At 71.9% G+C, this 13205-nt stretch carries 15 protein-coding genes; 3 read left to right on the top strand and 12 right to left on the bottom strand.

Annotated elements, in window-relative coordinates; translation table 11 throughout:
* Positions 1-330: 330 nt before the first annotated feature.
* The gene (locus ACTWO6_RS03925) at positions 331-786 is read left to right on the top strand and encodes an ATP-binding protein (protein ID WP_446218264.1); all 456 of its coding nucleotides are present in this window, start codon (positions 331-333) and stop codon (positions 784-786) included.
* On the opposite strand, the gene ACTWO6_RS03920 is transcribed toward ACTWO6_RS03925, so the two are convergent.
* Genes ACTWO6_RS03920 through ACTWO6_RS03910 form a run of 3 tightly spaced genes read right to left on the bottom strand, consistent with a single transcriptional unit; the run spans position 787 to position 2472 of the window.
* Positions 787-1863 carry an adenosine deaminase gene (locus ACTWO6_RS03920; protein ID WP_446218263.1) on the bottom strand — a complete coding sequence of 359 codons (1077 nt, stop codon included), beginning with the start codon at positions 1861-1863 and terminating at the stop codon, positions 787-789.
* Between the two features lie 55 nt (positions 1864-1918).
* Complete coding sequence (locus tag ACTWO6_RS03915; protein WP_446218262.1) at positions 1919-2332, bottom strand: PPOX class F420-dependent oxidoreductase; 414 nt, start codon at positions 2330-2332, stop codon at positions 1919-1921.
* Entirely contained in the window at positions 2329-2472 is a 144-nt protein-coding gene (locus ACTWO6_RS03910; protein ID WP_446218261.1) for a hypothetical protein, read from the bottom strand. Before ACTWO6_RS03910 ends, ACTWO6_RS03915 begins: the two co-directional genes overlap by 4 nt.
* A 58-nt stretch (positions 2473-2530) precedes the next feature.
* Between ACTWO6_RS03910 and ACTWO6_RS03905 the strand changes: the two genes are divergently transcribed.
* Together ACTWO6_RS03905 and ACTWO6_RS03900 are read left to right on the top strand one after the other, a co-directional pair.
* A complete protein-coding gene (locus ACTWO6_RS03905; protein WP_446218260.1) occupies positions 2531-3049 on the top strand; it encodes a MarR family winged helix-turn-helix transcriptional regulator in 519 nt (172 codons plus the stop codon).
* Between the two features lies 1 nt (position 3050).
* Positions 3051-3908, top strand: coding sequence for a putative RNA methyltransferase (locus tag ACTWO6_RS03900; protein ID WP_446218259.1), 858 nt, complete (start codon positions 3051-3053; stop codon positions 3906-3908).
* Positions 3909-3913: 5 nt separating this feature from the next.
* Here ACTWO6_RS03900 and ACTWO6_RS03895 read toward each other — a convergent pair whose 3' ends face one another.
* The 9 genes from ACTWO6_RS03895 to ACTWO6_RS03855 all read right to left on the bottom strand — a co-directional run bounded on the left by ACTWO6_RS03895 (position 3914) and on the right by ACTWO6_RS03855 (position 13176).
* The gene (locus ACTWO6_RS03895; protein WP_446218258.1) at positions 3914-4594 is read right to left on the bottom strand and encodes a DUF4272 domain-containing protein; all 681 of its coding nucleotides are present in this window, start codon (positions 4592-4594) and stop codon (positions 3914-3916) included.
* Between the two features lie 110 nt (positions 4595-4704).
* Positions 4705-5985: a thymidine phosphorylase gene (locus ACTWO6_RS03890; RefSeq protein WP_446218257.1), complete on the bottom strand. Its 1281-nt coding sequence runs from the start codon at positions 5983-5985 to the stop codon at positions 4705-4707.
* 58 nt (positions 5986-6043) lie between these two features.
* Positions 6044-6751, bottom strand: coding sequence for a cytidine deaminase (locus ACTWO6_RS03885; RefSeq protein WP_446218256.1), 708 nt, complete (start codon positions 6749-6751; stop codon positions 6044-6046).
* Between the two features lie 122 nt (positions 6752-6873).
* On the bottom strand, positions 6874-8154 hold the full coding sequence (locus tag ACTWO6_RS03880) for an ABC transporter permease (protein WP_446218255.1): 1281 nt from the start codon (positions 8152-8154) through the stop codon (positions 6874-6876).
* A 3-nt stretch (positions 8155-8157) separates the two neighbouring features.
* A complete protein-coding gene (locus ACTWO6_RS03875) occupies positions 8158-9492 on the bottom strand; it encodes an ABC transporter permease (protein ID WP_446218254.1) in 1335 nt (444 codons plus the stop codon).
* Positions 9489-11030 (bottom strand): ABC transporter ATP-binding protein, encoded by a 1542-nt coding sequence (locus ACTWO6_RS03870; RefSeq protein ID WP_446218253.1) that lies wholly within the window; start codon positions 11028-11030, stop codon positions 9489-9491. Before ACTWO6_RS03870 ends, ACTWO6_RS03875 begins: the two co-directional genes overlap by 4 nt.
* A 270-nt stretch (positions 11031-11300) precedes the next feature.
* Positions 11301-12368, bottom strand: coding sequence for a BMP family lipoprotein (locus ACTWO6_RS03865; RefSeq protein ID WP_446220554.1), 1068 nt, complete (start codon positions 12366-12368; stop codon positions 11301-11303).
* Positions 12369-12645: 277 nt separating this feature from the next.
* The gene (locus tag ACTWO6_RS03860) at positions 12646-12987 is read right to left on the bottom strand and encodes a hypothetical protein (RefSeq protein ID WP_446218252.1); all 342 of its coding nucleotides are present in this window, start codon (positions 12985-12987) and stop codon (positions 12646-12648) included.
* 57 nt (positions 12988-13044) lie between these two features.
* On the bottom strand, positions 13045-13176 hold the full coding sequence (locus tag ACTWO6_RS03855; protein WP_446218251.1) for a hypothetical protein: 132 nt from the start codon (positions 13174-13176) through the stop codon (positions 13045-13047).
* Positions 13177-13205 lie beyond the last annotated feature (29 nt).

The raw sequence follows: 13205 nt of genomic DNA, 5'->3' as shown, positions 1-13205 counted from the left end.
GCATCACAGCGTCCGAGCGTTGCCATGGGCAACGCCGAGCGACCGACCCGGCGGGTCGGACCTCCGAGATTCCATCACGCCGCCCCGCAAAGAGAAAGCCCAGGTTGTCACTCGCCGGAGGTGTGATGAGATGTTGATGCAATTTGATAGCAATCCGTCTGCCCGGAGTCACTCAAAGTAATGGAACATCGTCACCGTGTCGTCCTGCTCGCCGGCCCTTCCGGCTCCGGAAAATCGTATATAGCGCACCGAACCGGGCTTCCCGTCCTTTGCCTAGACGACTTCTACAAGGACGGCGATGACCCTACGTTGCCGCGTCGAAACGGACAGGTGGACTGGGAATCCCCCGCATCCTGGGACGCCGAGACGGCGGTGGAAACAATTACCCGACTGGCCCGGTCCGGCAAGGCCGAAGTGCCGGTTTATGCGATCGGCGCGGACCGGCGGGTGGCCACCCGGCCATTCGATGTCGCCGGATCGCCACTTTTCGTCGCCGAAGGGATCTTCGCCGCCGAGATCGTCGAGGAGTGCCGCCGCCGCGGTCTCCTCGCCGGGGCGTACGCGCTGCGCCGGCCGCGCGGGGCGACCTTCCTCCGCCGGCTCGCCCGCGACCTCGCCGAGCAGCGCAAGGCGCCCCGGGTCCTGCTGAGCCGCGGGGTGGCCCTGCTCCGCGCCGAGCCGGCGGTGCTGCGCCGACAGACCGGGTTGGGCGCCGAGGCGGCCCGGGCCCGGGAGGTGCTGCGCCGGGTGGCCGCCCTGCTCGCCGGCCACCCGCACCACCCGTGATCAGCCGATCAGCTTCCCGTACGCCGGCTTGATCACCTCGTCGATGATCTTCAGTCGCTCGTCGAACGGGATGAAGGCGCTCTTCATCGCGTTGATGGTGAACCACTGGAGCTCCTTCCAGCCGTAGCCGAAGGCCTCCACCAGCAGCGCCATCTCCCGCGACATCGAGGTGCCGCTCATCAGCCGGTTGTCGGTGTTGACCGTCGCCCGGAAGCGCAGGTCGCGGAGCAGCCCGATCGGGTGCTCCACGATCGACGGGGCCGCGCCGGTCTGCACGTTCGACGACGGGCACAGCTCCAGCGGGATCCGCTTGTCCCGCACGTACGCGGCCAGCCGGCCGAGCACCGGCTCCGGACCCGGGGTGATGTCGTCGACGATCCGTACCCCGTGGCCGAGCCGGTCGGCGCCGCACCACTGGATCGCCTGCCAGATCGACGGCAGCCCGAACGCCTCGCCGGCGTGGATGGTGAAGTGGAAGTTCTCCCGCTGGAGGTACTCGAAGGCGTCCAGGTGCCGGGTGGGCGGGAAACCCGCCTCCGCGCCGGCGATGTCGAAGCCGACCACCCCGGCGTCCCGGTGCCGGACGGCCAGCTCGGCGATTTCCTGCGAGCGGGCGGCGTGCCGCATCGCGGTGAGCAGGGTGCCGACCCGGATCGGGGTGCCCGCCTCGGCGGCCTGCGCGCTCCCCTCCACGAAGCCGGCGACGACCGCCTCGACCACCTCGTCCAGGCTCAGGTTCTGTTCCAGGTGCTGCTCCGGCGCGAACCGGACCTCGGCGTAGACCACCCCGTCGGCGGCCAGGTCGAGCGCGCACTCCCGGGCGACCCGGCGCAGCGCGGGCGCGGTCTGCATCACCGCCACGGTGTGCGCGAACGTCTCCAGGTAGCGCTCCAGCGAGCCCGAGTTGGCCGCCTCGACGAACCAGCGGCCCAGCGCCTCCGGGTCGGTGGTGGGCAGCTCGTGGCCGACCTCGGCGGCCAGCTCGACGATCGTCGCCGGCCGCAGACCGCCGTCCAGGTGATCGTGCAGCAGCGCCTTCGGGGCCTTGACGATGTCCTCGTACCGGATTGCGACCATGCCCAGACATTAGTCACCGGCGACCCCGGGACGGGACGGGACCGGGCCGGGCGGGTCAGGGGCGCCAGCCGTACATCCGCTCGACCGCGAGGCGCACCACCAGGCGACCGTCGGCCACCATCGCCGCCCGGTACTCCGCCCAGTCGGGGTGCTCGCCGCGGATCCGCCGGTAGACCTCCACCAGCTCCTCGACGGTGGCGTCGTCGGCCGCCGCGGCCGGTGGGGTGAGCGTCACGGTCCCCTCGGCCACCGCGTACGCCCCGCCGTCGGCGGTGGTCACGTGGAAGCTGGCCCGGGGGTCGCGGCGCAGGTTGCGGACCTTGGCCCGGTCGCCGGTGGTGGAGCAGCGGATCAGCCCGGGCTCGGCGAGATAGTCGACGTTCGACAGCTGCGGCCGGCCGTCCCGGCGCAGGGTGACCACCACCCCGCGCCCCCGCTCGCCGAAGAGCTCCCACAGCCGGTCGCTCACGCCGCGACCCGCAGCGGCGCGAGCGCGGCGGCCAGCCGGGCCAGCTGGTCGAGCATCAGGTCGGCGGCCTCGTCGCGCCCGGGGTCGGGCCGCAGCCCGAGCAGGAGCCGACCCAGCCGTACGGGCAATCCGGTTGACATATCATCGACCGTAGGGTGGTTTCGGTGACATGTCAACAAGTGCTTTAGGATCGTCGGCATGGACGCCCCCCGGTGGCTGGACGAGCGGGAGGAGCGGGCCTGGCGCGGCTACCGCCGGATGCGCCGCCTGCTCGACCTGGAGCTGGCCCGCGAGCTGACGCAGGACGCCGGCCTCTCCGAGCCGGACTACGACGTCCTCTCCGACCTCTCCGAGACGCCCGACCAGCGGCTGCGCCTCAGCGAGCTGGCAGACCGGATGCTCTGGTCCCGCAGCCGGCTCTCCCACCACCTGACCCGGATGCAGCAGCGCGGCCTGGTCACCCGCGAGGAGTGCGCGTCCGACGGCCGCGGCTCGGTGGTCGCGCTGACCCCCGCCGGCCGGCGGGCCATCGAGGCGGCCGCACCCGGGCACGTGGCCGCCGTCCGCCGGCACCTGATCGACCTGCTCACCCCCGACGAGGTCGAGGCGCTCGGCGCGCTGACCCACCGGGTGGTCGACCACCTCACCGCGCCGGCCCGGCCCGATGACGACCGGCCCCGCCGGGCCGCTCCGACGCCCGCCGGCCCGGAGCTCTGACGTGGACGCCCGCATCCTCGACCGGCTGCGCTGCCCGGTCTGCGGGGATCCGCTGGCCGAGGTCACCGCGGGCACCGCCCGCGCGCTGCGCTGCCCGCGCCGGCACAGCTTCGACGTCGCCCGCCAGGGATACGTCAACCTGCTCGCCGGCCGCGCCCCGCACGCCGGGGACAGCGCCGAGATGGTCGCCGCCCGTGCCGACTTCCTCGCCGCCGGCCACTACGACACCGTCGCCGAGGCCCTCGCCACCACCGCGCTCCCGTACGCCGAGCGCCCCGGCCAGCCGTACCCGCTGGTGGTGGATGCCGGCGCCGGGACCGGCCGGTACCTCGCCGCGGTGCTGGCGGCGCTGCCGGACGCCGCCGGTCTGGCCCTGGACGTCTCCAAGCCGGCGCTGCGCCGCGCGGCCCGGGCCCACCCACGCGCGGCGGCGGCGCTCGCCGACACCTGGCAGCGCCTCCCGCTGGCCGACGCCTCCACCGCCGTGCTGCTCAACGTCTTCGCCCCGCGCAACGGCGCCGAGTTCCACCGGGTGCTCGACCCGGCCGGCGCGCTGCTGGTGGTCACCCCGGCCGAGGACCACCTGGTCGAGCTGGTCGACGCCCTGGACCTGCTCAAGGTGGACCCGGCCAAGGCGGACCGGGTCGCCGGCAGCCTGGCCGGGCACTTCACCGAGGAGTCGAGCGAGGTACGTCGGGCCCGGCTCGCGCTCACCCGCACCGAGGTGGCCACCCTGGTCGGGATGGGCCCGAGCGCCTGGCACACCGACCCGACCCGGCTCGCCGAGCGGATCGCCGCCCTGCCCGAGCCGGTCCCGGTGACGCTCGCCGTCCGGCTGGCCGTGCACCGGCCGCGCTGACCGGGTCAGGTGGAGAGGTCGACCTCTTCCCAGCCGGGCGGCTCGTCGTGGTACGGGCCGCGGAGGACCACCGCCCACTCCAGCGCCCACCGGCGCTGCCCGACCGCGTTGGCGTCCACCAGCCCGGGCGGCCTCCGGCCGGCCCGCTCCGTCGCCAGGTACGCCCAGTCCAGGCAGTAGTGCAGGTCGAGCAGGGCCGCCGCGTCGGCGGGGTGCTGCGGGGCGGCCAGGATCCGCGACCGCCACTGGGCGAAGGTCTCCCCGCCGGCGACGTGCGGCATCCGCTCCACCAGCCGCTCGTCCACCGGCACCGTCGGGTCGAGCTCCTTGGTCAGCCCAAGCACCCAGGCCAGCGAGAAGAGCGCGTCGTGGTGCAGCACGAACGACCGGTGGTCGCCCTTGCCGCCCATCACGAACTGCCACTCCGGCGGCGTCACCATGTCGACCAGGTGCGAGGCGAGCAGCCAGCTCATCGCCGCCTGCGGGGGCATCCCGAAGCACCGGGCCAGGATCACGTGCAGCACCGCGATCCGGGCCTCGATCTCGACGGTGGGTCGCAGCTCGATCTCGTCGCCCGGCTCCCACACCAGCGGGAACTGGGACGGCGGTAGTGGCAGGCCCAGCCGGGACAGCTCGTCGAGGCTCGCCTCACGGACGGCCCGGGGATCGGGGGCGGGTACGCGCACGGCTCAGGTCCCTGTCTGCTCGCAACGGCTCATCGCCGGTCTGTCCCCCCTGGGCAGGGAGAATAGCGGCTCCGGGTGGCCAGCACCACGGCACCACCGACCGGAATTGATCAGCCGATGCGCTCGATGACCAGCGGCGTCGCCGCCGGCGCTTCCGGCGCGATCCGGACCGCGCGCTCCGCCTCGGCGAGCGCCGCCGGGATCCGCTCCGCGTGCTCGGCACGCAGCTCGTACAGGGGATCGCCGGCACGTACCGGGTCACCGGGGCGCTTGTGCAGCACCACCCCGGCCGGGATGCTCACCGGGTCCTCCTTGCGGGCCCGCCCGGCGCCGAGCCGCCACGCGGCCACCCCGATGGCGTACGCGTCGACGGAGGCGACGAAGCCGTCCTCGGCGGCGCGGACCACCTCGACCTCGTTGGCGGTGGGCATCGGCGCGTCCGGGTCGCCGCCCTGCGCCCGGATCATCGTCCGCCAGACGTCCATCGCCCGGCCGTCGCGCAGCGCCGCCTCCGGGTCGGCGTCCGGCAGGCCGGCCGCGGCCAGCATCTCCCGGGCCAGCGCCAGGGTCAGCTCCACCACGTCCGCCGGGCCGCCGCCGGCCAGCACCTCGACCGACTCGGTGACCTCGACCGCGTTGCCGACGGTCAGGCCGAGCGGGGTGGACATGTCGGTGAGCAGGGCGACCGTCCGCACGCCGTGCGCGCCGCCCAGCTCGACCATGGTCCGGGCCAGCTCGCGGGCGTTGTCCACGGACTTCATGAAGGCGCCCGAGCCGACCTTCACGTCGAGCACCAGCGCGCCGGTGCCCTCGGCGATCTTCTTGCTCATGATCGAGCTGGCGATCAGCGGGATCGCCTCGACGGTGCCGGTGACGTCGCGCAGCGCGTACAGCTTGCGGTCCGCCGGGGCCAGCCCCTCGCCGGCCGCGCAGATCACCGCGCCGACGTCGCGGAGCTGGGCGATGAACTCGTCGTTGGTCAGCGCGGCCCGCCAGCCGGGGATCGACTCCAGCTTGTCCAGGGTGCCGCCGGTGTGGCCCAGCCCGCGCCCGGAGAGCTGCGGCACCGCGCCGCCACAGGCGGCGACGAGCGGGGTGAGCGGCAAAGTGATCTTGTCACCGACCCCGCCGGTGGAGTGCTTGTCCACGGTCGGCCGGGACACCGACGACAGGTCCAACCGCTCCCCGCTGGCGATCATCGCGGCGGTCCACCGGGCGATCTCCGGCGCGGTCATGCCGCGCAGCAGGATCGCCATGGCCAGCGCCGACATCTGCTCGTCGGCCACCAGCCCCTTGGTGTACGCGTCGACCACCCAGTCGATCTGGCCGTCGCTCAGCACACCCCCGTCCCGCTTGGCCCGGATGACGTCGACCGCCGTAAAAGCACTCACCAGAAAGTTCCTCTTCAGTCGTTGCGGACGTCGACCAGGGCCCCGCGCCCGGCGGAGCTCAACCAGCCCAGCGGATCGGAATCTCCATCGGCGGCTCGCCCTCACCGGCCCAGAAGATGGCGCCGGCCGCGTCGACCACCACCACCCGGGGCGTACGGGCCAGCCCCCAGGTGACCGCCTCCGCCGGGTCGTTCCAGGTCGGGCCCTCCTCCAGCACGCCGGTCTCGGCGCCCTCGGTGTCCCCGGCGGACCGCTCCCAGTACGCCGTCCAGACCTGCTGCCCGGCGGAGAGGTCCGGGTGGACGAAGACCGTGCCCCGCCCCCGCCAGGCGGCCAGCCGCTCCGGCACCACCGGCACCGGGGTCTCGCTGACGACGGCCTCCAGGTCCTCCACGCCGAAGGCGTGCGGCAGCAGCTCGGCCATCCGCAGCGGCCGGCCCTTCGTCTCGACCAGACACTCCGGGCCACCGTGCTCCCAGAGCAGCTGCCGGCACCGGCCACAGGGCATCAGCGGCTCGCCGGTGGCGTCGACGCAGGACATCGCGACCAGCCGGCCGCCGCCGGTGGCGTGCAGCGAGGAGACCACCCCGCACTCGGCGCAGAGCGTGACGCCGTACGCGGCGTTCTCCACGTTGCAGCCGACCACCACCCGGCCGTCGTCGACCAGGGCGGCCGCCCCGACGGGGAACTTCGAGTACGGCGCGTACGCGTGCCGCATCGCCTCGGTGGCCGCGGCGCGCAGCCGCTCCCAGTCGATCTCGGTCATCCCACCATTCTGCCCAAGTCACCCTGGTCGAACGCGGGAAGGGGTACCCCTGTGCCGGTCGACACCCGGAACGAGCGGGCCCGGCGGGGAAATCCCCCGCCGGGCACGGATCAGCTCAGGGCTCAGCCCTTGATGTACGGCTTGCCGTCCGCGGCCGGCGCCCGGACCCGGCCGACCAGCCCGGCCACCGCCAGGATCGTCGCCAGGTACGGCAGCATCGCCAGGAACTGGCTGGGGATGCTGCTGCCGATCGCGCCGAGGTAGGTGGCGAGCTGGTCGGCGAAGCCGAAGAAGAGCGCCGCGAGCAGCGCGCCCGTCGGGCTCCACCGGCCGAAGATCAGCGCGGCCAGGGCGATGAAGCCCTTACCGCCGATCATGTTCTTGGTGAACGAGTAGAAAGCCAGCGTGTACGAGGCGCCGCCGATGCCGGCCACCATTCCGGCGAGGATGACGTTGCGGTAGCGCAACCCCAGCACCTTGACGCCGAGGGTGTCGGCGGCGGTGGGGTGCTCGCCCACCGAGCGGGTCCGCAGGCCCCACCGGGTGCGGAACAGCGCGATGTGGATGACCAGCACCAGCAGCAGGCCGAGGTAGAGGAAGATGTTGCCGCGGAACAGCGCCGGCCCGATCAGCGGGATGTCCTTGAGCAGCGGGATCTCCCAGTTGCTGAACCGGGGCGCGCTGTTGTACTTCTCCGCGTTGGTCTGCATCAGCCGCTCGTAGAGGAAGCCGGTGATGCCGACCGCCAGCAGGTTGAGCACGATGCCCATGACGACCTGGTCGACCAGGTAGCGGATGGCGAAGACCGCCAGCAGCAGCGAGATGAACGCGCCGCCGATCGCGGCGGCCACCAGCCCCACCCAGACGTTGCCGGAGATGCTGCCGAAGAGGGCGCCGGCGAAGGCGCCCATCAGCAGTTGGCCCTCGATCGCCACGTTGACCACGCCGGTGCGCTCGCAGAGGACACCGGCGAGCGCGCCGAAGATCAGCGGCAGGGCGAGGATGAACGTGCCCCGCACGATGTTGACCAGCGGCATGAAGTTGCGGCCCTCGGGGGCGGCGGAGACCTGCCAGCACAGGAAGCTCAGCACGAAGGCGACCAGCCCGACGCCAAGCAGCGTGGTGAACCAGCGCTTCGGCACCCCCGCCAGCAACGCGCCGCCGGCCGCGGCGGCGATGATCCCGAAGAAGATCGCGCCGGTCGTGCCGTTGACCGCCAGCGCCGCCCCGCCCTCGGTCTCGCTGAGCGTGAAGCGGGCCTGCTGGCCGGTGGCGAGCGCTCCGAAGAGCACCGCCGCGAGCACGCCCAGCGCCAACAGGACGGCACCCGTCTTGCGGGTGCGCGTCCAGAAGCCCTCGTCGACCGTGGCGACGGCGACGTCGGGGACAGCCGTGGTGGACATGCCTTACCAGCCCTTCGCCAGGCTCGTCTGCAACCGGGCGGCGCGGGCGGCCCGGAGCTGGAAGATCGCCTTCACCAGGGCCGGTGCGGCGATGAAGATGACGATCAGCGCCTGGAGCACGGTCACCAGCTCCAGCGAGATCCCCGAGTACGACTGCATCCGGTTGCCGCCGGCCTGCAGCGCGCCGAAGAGCAGTGCGGCGAGCAGCACGCCCCACGGCTTCACCCGCCCGAGCAGCGCCACCAGGATGCCGTCGAAGCCGATCTGCGCGATCACCAGCGGGGTCAGCGCGTCCGCGGTCGAACCGAGCACCATGTTCGACCCGCCAAGGCCGGCCAGCAGACCCGAGATCACCATGACCAGCACGTACGTCTTGGTGACGCTGATGCCCGCGGTCCGGGCGGCGTCCGGGTTATCGCCGACCGCGCGCAGCTCGAAGCCGAGCGTGGAGCGGTTGAGCAGCCAGGCGACGAACCAGGTGACCAGCACCGCGAGCAGGATCCCGGCGTGCACCCGCAGGTTGTCGCCGAGCAGCCGGGGCAGCTGCGCCGAGGACTCGACCGGCTTGCTGATCGCGTCGGAACGGTTCGGGTTCTGCACCCCGTTCTGGACGATGATCCAGGAGAGGAAGTAGACCGCGACGTAGTTGAGCATGATCGTGTTGATCACCTCGTGGGCGCCGGTCCGCGCCTTGAGGATGCCCGGGATGAAGCCCCAGAGCGCGCCGCCGGCCGCGCCGGCGATCAGCGCGACGAGCAGGTGCAGCACGGGCGGCAGCGGCAGCGCGAAACCGGCGAGGGCGGCGAGGATGACGCCGATGGTCGCCTGACCCTGGGCGCCGATGTTGAACAGGCCGCCGCGGAAGGCGAGCGCGACCGAGAGGCCGGTGAAGACCAGCGGCGCGGTGTAGGTGAGCGTCTCCGAGATCGGGCTCAGCGCGGCGGTGAAGCCGGACGCCTGCGGGTCGAAGATCGCGCCCTTGAACAGGTTCGCGTACGCCTCGCTGACCACCGTCCAGCTGGAGTTGAGCGCGTCCGCCGGCCGGGCGGTGATGTAGCCGTAGGTGGCCAGCACCTCCGGGTCGGAGACGATGATCAGCACCGCGCCGACGAGCATCGCCAGGACCACCGCGAGCACCGTGACGGTGACCGTGTTGGCGGCCCAGAGGTTCTCCAGGAACAGCCGGCCCAGCGAGGGGCGGGGCTGCTCCTCGGGCCGCTTCGGGGCGGTGGCGGTCGTCGCCGCGCGGTCGGTGTTGCCGACCGCGTTCTGCGCCGCCTGGGACTCGGTCGCCGGCTCCTTGTCCGGGGAGCCCGACGCCGGGTTCGGGTTGCTCATGCCTCGTCCTCGTTACCAGGGCCCTCGGGGGCCGGGGCCGCCGTGCCGCCGGGCTCGCCGGCCGTACCGCTGGTGCTGCCCGGTGCCGCCGCGGCACCGGCCGTCTCCGGGCTGATGCCGGCCATCAGCAGGCCGATCTCCTCGCGCGGAGTGTCCGGGCCGACGATGCCGATGATCCGGCCCCGGTACACCACCGCGATCCGGTCGGCGAGGCCGATCACCTCGTCCAGCTCGCTGGAGACCACCATGACCGCGGTGCCGATGTCCCGCTCCCGGATCACCCGGCTGTGGATGAACTCGATCGAGCCGACGTCCACGCCCCGGGTCGGCTGGGCGGCGATGAAGAGCTTCAGCGGCCGGGACAGTTCCCGGGCCACGATCACCTTCTGCTGGTTGCCGCCGGAGAGGGTGCCCACCGTGGCGTCGGCCGAGGGGGTACGGATGTCGAACTGCTCGATCCGCTCCTTCGCCGACTTCTCGATGGCGTCCGGCTTGAGCGACAGACCCTTGCCGAAGGGCGGACGGTCGTAGATGTCCAGCACCAGGTTCTCCGCCACGGAGAACTCCTTGACCAGGCCGTCGACGCTGCGGTCCTCCGGCACATAGCCGACCCCGGCGCGGAGCACCTTCTTGGTCGACCAACCGTGCACGGCCTGGCCGTCGAGGGTCACCGTGCCGGCGAGCACCGGCCGCAGGCCCATGATCGCCTCGATCAGCTCGGTCTGGCCGTTGCCCTGAACACCCGCGATGCCGAGCACCTCACCGGCGTGCACAGTCAGGTCGACGCCGTCGACCGCGCGGATCTGCCGGTCGTCGTCGACGACCAGGCCGGAGACCTCCAGGATCGGCCGGCCCGGGGTGGCGGGCTGCTTCTCCACGGTCAGCCGGACGCTGCGGCCGACCATCAGCGCGGCCAGTTCGTCCCGGCTGGCGGTCGGCGAGGCGGTGCCGACGGTCTTCCCGCGCCGGATGACGGTGATCCGGTCGGCGATCGCCTTCACCTCGCCCAGCTTGTGGGTGATGAAGACGATCGACTTGCCGGCGGCCTTGAGCGACCGCATGACCGTGAGCAGCTCCTCGGTCTCCTGCGGGGTGAGCACCGCGGTCGGCTCGTCCAGGATCAGCAGGTCGACGTCGCGGGTGAGCGCCTTGACGATCTCCACTCGCTGCTGGATGCCGACCGGGAGGTCCTCGATCACCGCGTCCGGGTCGACCCGGAGGTTGTACCGCTCGGAGACCTCGGCGACCTCGCGCCGGGCGCGCCGCCGGTCCAGGAAGCCGGCGATGCCGCCCTTGACCTGCTCGGCGCCGAGCATGACGTTCTCGGCCACAGTGAAGACCGGCACCAGCATGAAGTGCTGGTGCACCATGCCGATCCCGGCCGCGATCGCGTCCGACGGGCCCTTCAGCTTCAGCGGCTTCCCGTCGACCAGGATCTCGCCCTCGTCGGGCTGGTAGAGCCCGTAGAGGACGTTCATCAGGGTCGACTTGCCGGCGCCGTTCTCGCCGAGCAGGGCGTGGATCTCTCCAGGCTCCACCGTCAGGTCGATGTGGTCGTTGGCGACCAGATCACCGAACCGTTTGGTGATGCCGCGCAGTTCGAGTCTCAGCGCAACCTCCTGGAGTGCGAGCGATGGTGCAGCGTAGCCGCTGCCGCCGGGCGCCGAGCCGGCCCGGTCCCGGGTGGTGCGGATCGGCCGCCCCGGCGGCGCGGGTGTCCCCGCGTACGCCGAGGCGGCCGGATCGTCAAGCCTGGTGCCCGCCGGCCTCCGCTGCCGATGATCTCACCGCGGCGGCCGGCGGACGGGTCACTTGGTCGGCTGGGCCTTCGAGGTGACCGTGATGGTGCCGGCGGCGATGTCCGCCTTGATCTTGTCGACCTCGGCCTTCAGGTCCGCGGGGACCTTGCTGTCGAAGTCGTGGTACGGGGCGATCGACACGCCGTTGTTCGCCAGGGTGCCGACGAAGCCCGGCTTGGCCTGCAGCTTCTCTCCACCGGCGGCCTTGAGCACGGCCTCCTTGACGGCGTCCGGGATGTTCTTGACCACGGTGGTCACCAGCGCCGGGCAGTTCGGGGTGCTCTCGCAGCCGTCGACGTCCACCCAGACCACCGAGTACTTGCCGCCGGACTTCTGGGCGGCGTCGGTGGTGCCGAGGCCGGCGCCGCCGGCGACCGGCATGATGATGTCCGCGCCCTGGGCGACCAGGGTGTCGGAGACCTTCTTGCCCTCGTCCTGCTTGACGAAGTCGTTGGTGAAGGAGCCCTTCTGGGTCGCCTTGTCCCAGCCCAGGACCTGGACGTTCTTGCCCTTGGCCTTGTTGTAGTACGCGACGCCGTCGGCGAAGCCGTCCATGAAGATGGTCACCGGCGGGATCGGCAGACCGCCGTAGGTGCCGACCTTGCCGCTCTTGCTCATCCCGGCGGCCAGGTAGCCGGCCTGGAACGCGGCCTGCGCGGTGTCGAACTGCATCGGGTAGATGTTGTCCACGCCCGGGTTGGCGTCCACGATGCCGAACTGCTGGTTCGGGTTCGCGGTGGCGGCCTTCTTGGTGGCGTCGGACATCAGGCCGCCGACCGCCAGGATGAAGTCGCACTTCTGGTTGACGAACCCGGTCAGGTTGACCTCGTAGTCCGCCTCGGCCTTCGACTGGACGTTCTTGATGTCGATGTTGTCGTTGGCCTTCTTGGCCTCCTGCAGGCCCTTCCAGGCCGAGGTGTTGAACGACTTGTCGTCGATGCCGCCGACGTCCGTCACCATGCAGGCGCTGTACTTCTTGGCACCGTCGCCGGCGCCCTTGTCGTCCTTGGGGGCCTCACCACACGCGGCGGCGCCCAGCACGAGCCCACCCGCCACGAAAGCGGAGGCGATCCGCATCCCACGCACAGAGCGCAAGACGTCTCCTTCCCATTGCACACCGCGTTCCCAGCGGTGGCAGCCCTTGAGCCGGCCTGCGCTGCGCCGCCGGCGTCCCACGTTACGGACGGGAGCGTACGCCCGCGCCCACCCACCGGCCGACAATCGTGCACGAACGTTGAGTGCCTGTTATCCGTACGTAACCGTTGCGTGGGCCAGATCACCATTCGTGCCGCTATCGTCCCCGAAGCGGTGTCGCGAACGTCCGTTTCCCGTGGCCTTTCCCCTGCTCCCGACGCTACCGCCAGAAGACCGCCACCGCCGCGTTCACCAGGGTCAACCCGATGATCGCGAGGAAATGGCCACGGTTGACCGACTCCCGCTTACGGGAGAAGAAGACCATGACAAAGATCAGCAGCGCGAGCACCAACTTGGTAACAAGTTTGGCGGGCGCCGGCTCGTCGCCGTCGCGCAGCGGCGCGGAGAGGCCCAGGCCGGTCAGCAGACCGATCACCGAGCCCCACAGCATGGCGGCGTTGATCCGCAGCCGGCCGCTGACGTACTGGGCGATCGAGCCGCCGAGCAGCAGCGCGAACCCGATGAGATGGACGTAGAGAAGTACCAGCCGAAGAGCTTCCACGGCGGCCATCCTCCCCCATCAACGACGGTTTGTAGTAGCCGGCCCGCCGAGCCGAGCTCATACCGTGACCTCGGCCGGTCGCCGGCCCGGCGCCGACGCGCCGGCCGTCGCGGGCGAGCCGTGCCGGCCGACCGCCACCAGGGCGAGGCCGACCAGCGCGTAGCCGGCCAGCGCGTAGCCGGCCAGCACCGCGACGGACCGGCCGGCGCCCGCACCGT

Source organism: Micromonospora sp. IBHARD004, assembly GCF_052814115.1.
This window is presented reverse-complemented; position numbering and strand designations above follow the sequence as displayed.